We start from the raw sequence: 7,523 nt of genomic DNA on the forward strand, positions 1-7,523 counted from the left end.
AAAATGTCTTTTCCTGTTTCTTCGTCTGTAATGAATCCGTAACCTTTTGATTCATTGAAAAATTTAACTGTTCCTGTACGCATTGTAAAAATAATAATAATTTATAATGTCACAAATGTAAACTATATTGTAATACGAAAATCATTTGCAGGCATTTTTTTTCGTAAAATTATTGATTTTCAGTGTTTTCGAGGGTTTTAAACCAAGAAATTATTCCATTTTAAGTTGAATATGCAACTCATTTAACTGATTTTCATCGATAATTGAGGGTGCATCAATCATTACATCACGACCCGAATTATTTTTTGGGAAGGCTATAAAATCACGAATTGTTTCTTGACCACCCAAAATAGAAACCAATCGATCCAATCCAAATGCTAATCCTCCGTGTGGTGGCGCCCCAAATTGAAACGCATCCATCAAGAAACCAAATTGATTTCGTGCTTCTTCTTCGGTGAATCCTAAATATTTAAACATTAGTTGCTGCGTTGCTTTATCGTGAATTCTGATTGAACCTCCACCAATTTCGTTTCCGTTCAATACCATATCATAAGCATTGGCGCGAACTTTTCCTGGATTGGTAGCTAATAATTCCATGTCTTCTGGTTTTGGAGAAGTGAATGGATGGTGCATAGCATGCCATCTTCCAGATTCTTCGTCTAATTCTAATAATGGGAAATCTACTACCCATAATGGAGCAAACTCAGCTGGATTTCTCAATCCTAAACGGGTTGCCAATTCCATTCTTAATGCTGAAAGTTGCGTTCTTGTTTTATCGGCTTGACCCGAAAGAACAAATATCATATCGCCTGGTTTTGCACCTGTAATTTGAGCCCATTTTGCTAAATCTTCTTGGTCATAAAATTTATCAACCGATGATTTATAGGTGCCGTCTTCGTTGCATTTTACATAAACCATTCCTAAAGCGCCAATTTGTGGGCGTTTCATCCAATCAATTAGGGCATCAATTTCTTTTCGAGAATAGTCTCCGGTTCCTGAAGCGGCAATTCCAACTACCAATTCAGCGGAATTGAAAACAGAAAAATCTTTGTGTTGCGCTACATCGTTTAACTCACCGAACTCCATTCCGAAACGGATATCTGGCTTGTCATTTCCGTAGGTTTTCATCGCATAATCGTAGGTAATTCTCGGGAATTTTTCCACTTCAATTCCTTTGATTTCTTTCAATAAATGTCTGGTCAACCCTTCAAAAACATTCAAAATGTCTTCTTGCTCAACAAACGCCATTTCGCAATCTATTTGCGTGAATTCTGGTTGTCTATCGGCGCGTAAATCTTCATCACGGAAACACTTCACAATTTGGAAATATTTGTCCATTCCACCCACCATCAATAATTGTTTGAAAGTTTGTGGCGATTGCGGTAATGCATAAAATTGTCCAGCATTCATTCTACTTGGAACCACAAAATCTCTAGCGCCTTCTGGTGTTGATTTAATCAAATAAGGAGTTTCTACTTCGCAAAAATCCAAATCAGAAAGATATTTTCTAACTTCCATCGCCACTTTATGGCGAAAAAGCAGGCTGTTTTTTACGGGATTTCTTCGAATATCTAAATAACGGTATTTCATTCTGATGTCTTCACCACCGTCCGTTTCATCTTCAATGGTAAATGGTGGAGTTAAAGCCGCATTCAGAATAGTCATTTGCGAAACTAATATTTCAATTTCGCCAGTCGCCATATTTGCGTTTTTAGATTCTCGCTCAATTACAGTTCCTTTTACCTGAATTACAAATTCGCGGCCTAGCGTTTTCGCTAGTTCAAAGATGGATTTTTCGGTACGACTTTCGTCAAATAACAATTGGGTAATTCCATAGCGATCGCGTAAATCGACCCAATTCATGAATCCTTTATCACGCGATTTTTGAACCCAACCCGCAAGTGTAACTTCTGTATTAATATGAGTAGCGTTTAACTCGCCACAAGAATGACTTCTATACATTATTGTAATTTTAGATTGCAAAAATACTATTTTGTTTTTGATTAAGGTTTTAGAGATAAAATTTATTTTAAAAATTTAAATCCCGTATCTTTGAAGTCTAAATTTAATTTTTACCAAATGAAAAAAATAGTATTATTAGGATTCTTCCTAGGATATTCAATATTGAGTGTTGCTCAATCTAACAACTTTGTGATTTTTAAAGCTGAAATTGCTAATAAAAACACAGATTTTATTTCTATTAGAGATAATAAAAAGGTGTATAAAAAGATCCAAGTCAACAAAGACGGGTTTTTTAAAGACACTTTAAATGTGAAAGACGGGTTGTATCAAATGTATGATGGGGTAGAAGTGACTAGTTTGTATTTGAAAAATGGTTACGACTTAAGTTTGAAAATGGATGCAAAAAAATTCGACGAATCTATTGTTTATACTGGTGTTGGAGCAAATGAAAACAATTATTTAGCGCAAGCAACAATAGAAGACAGCAAATTAGATTATGATAAAATATTTGCATTAAAAGAAGCCGATTTTAACGCCAAGGTTGATGAAATCAGCAATGCCAATTTAGCAAAATTAGAAAGCAGCAATTTAGATCCTGCTTTTATTGAATTGCAAAAAAAGAATATTGAAGGTAATAAAATGGGAATGAAGCAATATTTTGGGGAAGCTCAAAAAAAGCAATTGTTAAATAATACAATGTCTGCACCTTTTGATTATTTGAATTTTAAAGGAGGAAATACGAAACTTTCAGATTTTAAAGGGAAATACGTTTATATAGACGTTTGGGCTACTTGGTGCGGACCATGTCGTGCTGAAATTCCATTTTTGAAAAAGACAGAAGAAAAATATGAAGGTAAAAATATTGCTTTCGTAAGTATTTCTGTAGATGTTCAAAAAGACTTCGAGAAATGGAAAAAATTTGTTGCAGAAAAACAATTGGGAGGAGTTCAGCTTTTTGCAGATAAAGATTGGAATTCAGATTTTATGAAAAGCTACAGCATCAATAGTATTCCAAGATTTATTTTAATAGATCCAACTGGAAAAATTGTAAGTGCAGATGCCGCAAGACCGTCATCTCCAAAACTATCAGAGCAATTAGATTCTTTATTGAAATAAAAAAAAATAGTATATAAAAAAACCGGTCTCAATTGAAACCGGTTTTTTTTATTTTTATTTAGGTCCAACCACAAACAATAGCGCCTATAATCGTTAAACATACGATCCAATATCCTGAATGAATAAAGATGTATTTCCAAGATCTTCTTTCAAATAAGCTATTGATTGCAATCATTGGGAAAGCAAAAAATAATGCAGTGAAAAACCCATGTAATGCACCATGTTTATAGCTTCTGAAAGCTGTTCCATAATCGGCCATGAAGGCCATAAAAGAAGGTTTTGCTTCTGCTAATTTAGTGCCACCTCCAATCATTCCTAAAGCTCCAAATTGGTGAATAGTTAAAGATTGCATTATTATTCCAATAAAAATTGAAAAAATAAAAGTAAGGCCAAAGATTTTAAACATATTTCCCTTCTCAGACTCCTCTTTGGTTAAACCGGCTTCATGAATCCACAAAGTTCCCAGAACATTCGGATGATACCAAATAAAACCTACTAGCAAAGTTGTGAAAGCAGCAACTAAAGGCGATAAAAAATTCATTTCCATAATAAAATATTTAGTGGTTAATAAAAACAAATATATAAAAAAACCCCTACAATTAAGTATGGGTTTTAATAGTTTGTAATTGAATATTATTTACTTAATTCAACGAAATATTTATAAAATAATGGTATGGTTTCAATTCCTTTTAGGTAATTGAAAATCCCAAAATGTTCGTTTGGCGAGTGAATAGCATCACTATCTAATCCAAATCCCATTAAAATAGTTTTGCATTTTAGTTCTTTTTCAAACAACGCTACAATTGGAATACTTCCGCCTGAGCGAACTGGAATTGCAGGCACTCCAAAAGTTTCAGTGTAAGCCATATTTGCGGCTTTGTAGCCAATACTGTTTGTTGGTGTTACATATCCTTGACCACCATGATGAGGGGTAACTTTCACGGTAACTCCTGCTGGCGCAATACTGGTAAAATGTTGTGAAAATAATTTAGTGATATTTTCCCAATCTTGATTTGGAACCAAACGCATTGATATTTTTGCGAAAGCTTTACTAGCAATAACTGTTTTAGCGCCTTCACCAGTATAACCTCCCCAAATACCGTTTACATCTAATGTGGGACGGATAGAATTTCTTTCATTGGTTACATAACCTGTTTCTCCATAAACGTCATTTAATTCCAAGGCTTTTTTGTATTTTTCTAAATTGAAAGGTGCTTTAGCCATTTCAGCACGTTCTTCAAGTGATAATTCTTCTACATTATCGTAGAACCCTGGAATCGTAATATGATTGTTTTCATCATGAAGAGAAGCAATCATTTTTGAAAGTACGTTGATAGGATTGGCAACAGCCCCGCCATATAAACCAGAATGCAAGTCACGATTTGGACCTGTAACTTCCACTTCTACATAACTCAATCCGCGTAATCCTGTGGTAATTGACGGTTGTTGGTTGGAAATCATTCCGGTATCAGAAATCAAAATCACATCGCATTTTAGTTTTTCTTGGTTGCATTCTACAAACCAGCTTAAGCTTTTAGAGCCCACTTCTTCTTCACCTTCAATCATAAATTTCACATTACAAGGTAATGAATTCGATTGCACCATATATTCTAAGGCCTTAACGTGCATGTACATTTGACCTTTATCATCGCAAGCGCCTCTTGCAAAAATGGCGCCTTCCGGGTGAATATCCGTTGCTTTAATAACGGGTTCAAATGGGGGTGAAGTCCAAAGTTCTAATGGATCTGGTGGCTGCACATCATAATGGCCATAAACTAATACAGTAGGAAGTGTTTTATCGATAATTTTTTCCCCATAAACGATAGGATATCCAGGAGTGTCGCAAATTTCTACAAAGTCGCAACCGGCTTTTTCAAGACTCAATTTTACAGCATCGGCGGTGTTGAAAACCTCTTGAGAATAAGCGGGATCGGCACTCACAGATGGGATTTTTAATAATTCAATTAACTCGTTGATAAAGCGAGTCTTGTTTTCTTGAACGTAGGTTTTTATTGTATCCATATTAAAAGAGTAGTTTTTAGAATTCCAAAAATACAAAAAAGAGTTTGAAAAAATTTATAATTAATAATTCAAAATTTATAATTAATTGTATATTTGCACTCTCAATTTTGCGGATATGGTGAAATTGGTAGACATGCCAGACTTAGGATCTGGTGCCGCAAGGCGTGTAGGTTCGAGTCCTATTATCCGCACGTAATATAACCTCAAGATACAATTTAGTTTTTTGAGGTTTTTTATTTTATCAAATTTTAATTTTATAAGTGAGTACTATGGTGTTGATTTTAAACGTTAAATAAACAAAACGATACGATAACTAAGGGGCGTTGTTTTTTATTGATTTATTTATAATTTTTTATTTATTTTTGAAATAAATATCAGTGTAAAATTAATTATTTATGGGATTTTTAATTGGAATTATAGTCATAGTGTTCATTATAGGGTTACTATCAAGAAAAAAAGGAGATAATTTTTTAGATACTTTAAGTTCTGGTTGTGGAACAATAGTTTGGATAATTGTATTAATTGCTATTGCTATTTTTATTTTTTCTCAAAAATAGGAATCGGAATATAATTGAAAAACCTTAAAATTTAATTTTTATAATAATTGGTTAGCGTAATGAAATATATAAAATATTTAAAACATTTGGTGACCAATTATCCAATTAGGAGTTTACTATTTTTTGTATTCGTAGTATTATTTTTTTGGACTTTATTCCATTACAGAAAATCAATAATTAATATTTTTACCAATCAATTTCCCCAGTCAAAAACGAAAAGAAAATTAATTTATGTCGCTATTTTTGGATCGTTTGTTGTTTCATTTTTATATTTGAATAATTATATTTCAAATCCATTTAAAACTGAAAACAGTTCTATTTCAAAATCAAATTATTTATTTGGAATAGATGTCTCCCATCACAATGGATACATTAATTGGAGTGAAGTTAAAAAATCTAAGCATCCTATAAAGTATGTTTTTATTAAAGCAACTGAGGGTCAAAAATTTGTAGATTGGAGATTTCATTATAATTGGGAGAAAGCCGAAAAAATAGGTTTTATCAAAGGCGCGTATCATTTTTATAGACCGGATGTCAATTCTAAAAAGCAATTTAATTTATTTTCTTCGACAGTTAAACTGGAAAAAGGAGATTTGTTTCCGGTGTTAGACATTGAAACTGAGAGTAAATTAGGTAAAGACAATCTTATTAAAGGTATAAGAAATTGGGTTAATTTGTGTGAAAAAAAATACGGTGTAAAACCAATTATATATACCGGTAGAAAGTTTTACAGAAATTTTTTAGAAGATGAATTTGATGATTGTCCACTATGGATTGCTTCCTATTCGAATGAGGAAAGTGTTAGCGGTTTAGAATGGGATCTACATCAATTTACAGAAAAAGTGATTGTAAAAGGAATTCCGGAAAGTGTTGATGGTAATAATTTCAAAGGGGATCTTGTTAAGTTAAAAAAGAATTATTGTTTAAAATAAGTTGCTTTTATTATTTCAGCATCTTTATTCTTTGTATTAATTTAATTCTATCTATTTATAAATAAAAAATAATGAAAAAGAAACGTATAAATTATATTATAATTCTAGGTTTATTCCTCTTAATAATTGGGTCTTTTAGTTTTAATAAATTACAAGACAACGATCGTCTAATAATTAACAGTGAATTTTCATTAGTTCTTCCAAAACCAAATGTGAATATGGCAGAATTATTAGTTACTTTAAAAAAAGTAAATCCTAATGTTATTTTTTTAAGCTCAATTGGAAAATCTAAAAGTAAGCCTATTTTATTTGCTGTTTCAAGATACGAAAATTCTAAAAAAGAAAAATTGGATACTGCTTTTTACAAGTATACCATAGATGTTAAAGCTACTAAGCTAGGAAAGACCGCTGAAAATTATAAGTTAATTTCATACAACAGATACAAGAAAGGCAGCACAATTCTTTACACAAAAATTAGTAGCCCATTGGAAGGACAATGTAGCGTAATGTATTACTTTATGAAAAATAATTATAATAATGTAATGTATGAAATAAAGCTTACCGGCGGAATTTCAGAGGTAAAACTTTTGAAAAGAATTGCTGAAACAATTGCTCTATCAGTAAGGTTATAGAAGGTTTAGTAATTTAATAATTACAATTTCACTTATTATTTTTTTGCCTTTTTACCTTTATTTTCAACCTCTTTAAATCGAAAATAATAAAATATTTAAAAAACACGATTTTTTTATAAGAATAGTGTTGATTTTTATGTTTTAAAAAATTATCTTTGCGCCTTGAAAAACAAACCTAAATATTCCGTTTAGAAAATTTGTTTTTTACAAGTCTAATTAGCTATTTAATAAATACATAAGCAATGTCAAAAGTAATAGGAAAAGTATCGCAAATCATTGGGCCAGTAGTTGACGTAGTATTC

8 protein-coding genes and 1 tRNA gene are annotated in these 7,523 nt (G+C 31.9%); 5 read left to right on the forward strand and 4 right to left on the reverse strand.

Annotated features, from left to right (window positions below; all coding sequences use genetic code 11):
• Both AC9UFV_RS08815 and aspS read right to left on the reverse strand, forming a co-directional pair.
• Positions 1-83 (reverse strand): cold-shock protein (locus AC9UFV_RS08815; protein WP_315180310.1); only part of this gene is annotated, 83 nt, incomplete at its 3' end.
• Between the two features lie 127 nt (positions 84-210).
• Positions 211-1,962, reverse strand: coding sequence for an aspartate--tRNA ligase (aspS, locus tag AC9UFV_RS08820; protein WP_509574939.1), 1,752 nt, complete (start codon positions 1,960-1,962; stop codon positions 211-213).
• 117 nt (positions 1,963-2,079) lie between these two features.
• Here aspS and AC9UFV_RS08825 point away from each other — a divergent pair, with 117 nt between their 5' ends.
• On the forward strand, positions 2,080-3,078 hold the full coding sequence (locus AC9UFV_RS08825) for a TlpA family protein disulfide reductase (RefSeq protein ID WP_509574941.1): 999 nt from the start codon (positions 2,080-2,082) through the stop codon (positions 3,076-3,078).
• A 58-nt stretch (positions 3,079-3,136) separates the two neighbouring features.
• Here the strand turns inward: AC9UFV_RS08825 and AC9UFV_RS08830 are convergent, their stop codons facing one another.
• On the reverse strand, positions 3,137-3,625 hold the full coding sequence (locus AC9UFV_RS08830; RefSeq protein ID WP_509574943.1) for a DUF1761 domain-containing protein: 489 nt from the start codon (positions 3,623-3,625) through the stop codon (positions 3,137-3,139).
• A gap of 86 nt (positions 3,626-3,711) precedes the next feature.
• Complete coding sequence (locus tag AC9UFV_RS08835) at positions 3,712-5,100, reverse strand: dipeptidase (RefSeq protein ID WP_509574945.1); 1,389 nt, start codon at positions 5,098-5,100, stop codon at positions 3,712-3,714.
• A gap of 109 nt (positions 5,101-5,209) precedes the next feature.
• On the opposite strand from AC9UFV_RS08835, the gene AC9UFV_RS08840 reads away from it, so the two are divergent.
• The 4 genes from AC9UFV_RS08840 to AC9UFV_RS08855 all read left to right on the forward strand — a co-directional run bounded on the left by AC9UFV_RS08840 (position 5,210) and on the right by AC9UFV_RS08855 (position 7,221).
• Positions 5,210-5,291: transfer RNA gene (locus AC9UFV_RS08840), tRNA-Leu, on the forward strand.
• A 204-nt stretch (positions 5,292-5,495) separates the two neighbouring features.
• Complete coding sequence (locus AC9UFV_RS08845; RefSeq protein WP_509565725.1) at positions 5,496-5,657, forward strand: hypothetical protein; 162 nt, start codon at positions 5,496-5,498, stop codon at positions 5,655-5,657.
• A 59-nt stretch (positions 5,658-5,716) separates the two neighbouring features.
• Positions 5,717-6,589 (forward strand): glycoside hydrolase family 25 protein, encoded by an 873-nt coding sequence (locus AC9UFV_RS08850; protein ID WP_509574947.1) that lies wholly within the window; start codon positions 5,717-5,719, stop codon positions 6,587-6,589.
• A gap of 71 nt (positions 6,590-6,660) precedes the next feature.
• Complete coding sequence (locus tag AC9UFV_RS08855; RefSeq protein WP_509574949.1) at positions 6,661-7,221, forward strand: hypothetical protein; 561 nt, start codon at positions 6,661-6,663, stop codon at positions 7,219-7,221.
• Positions 7,222-7,523 lie beyond the last annotated feature (302 nt).

The organism is Flavobacterium sp., assembly GCF_044349645.1.
Lineage (GTDB): Bacteria > Bacteroidota > Bacteroidia > Flavobacteriales > Flavobacteriaceae > Flavobacterium.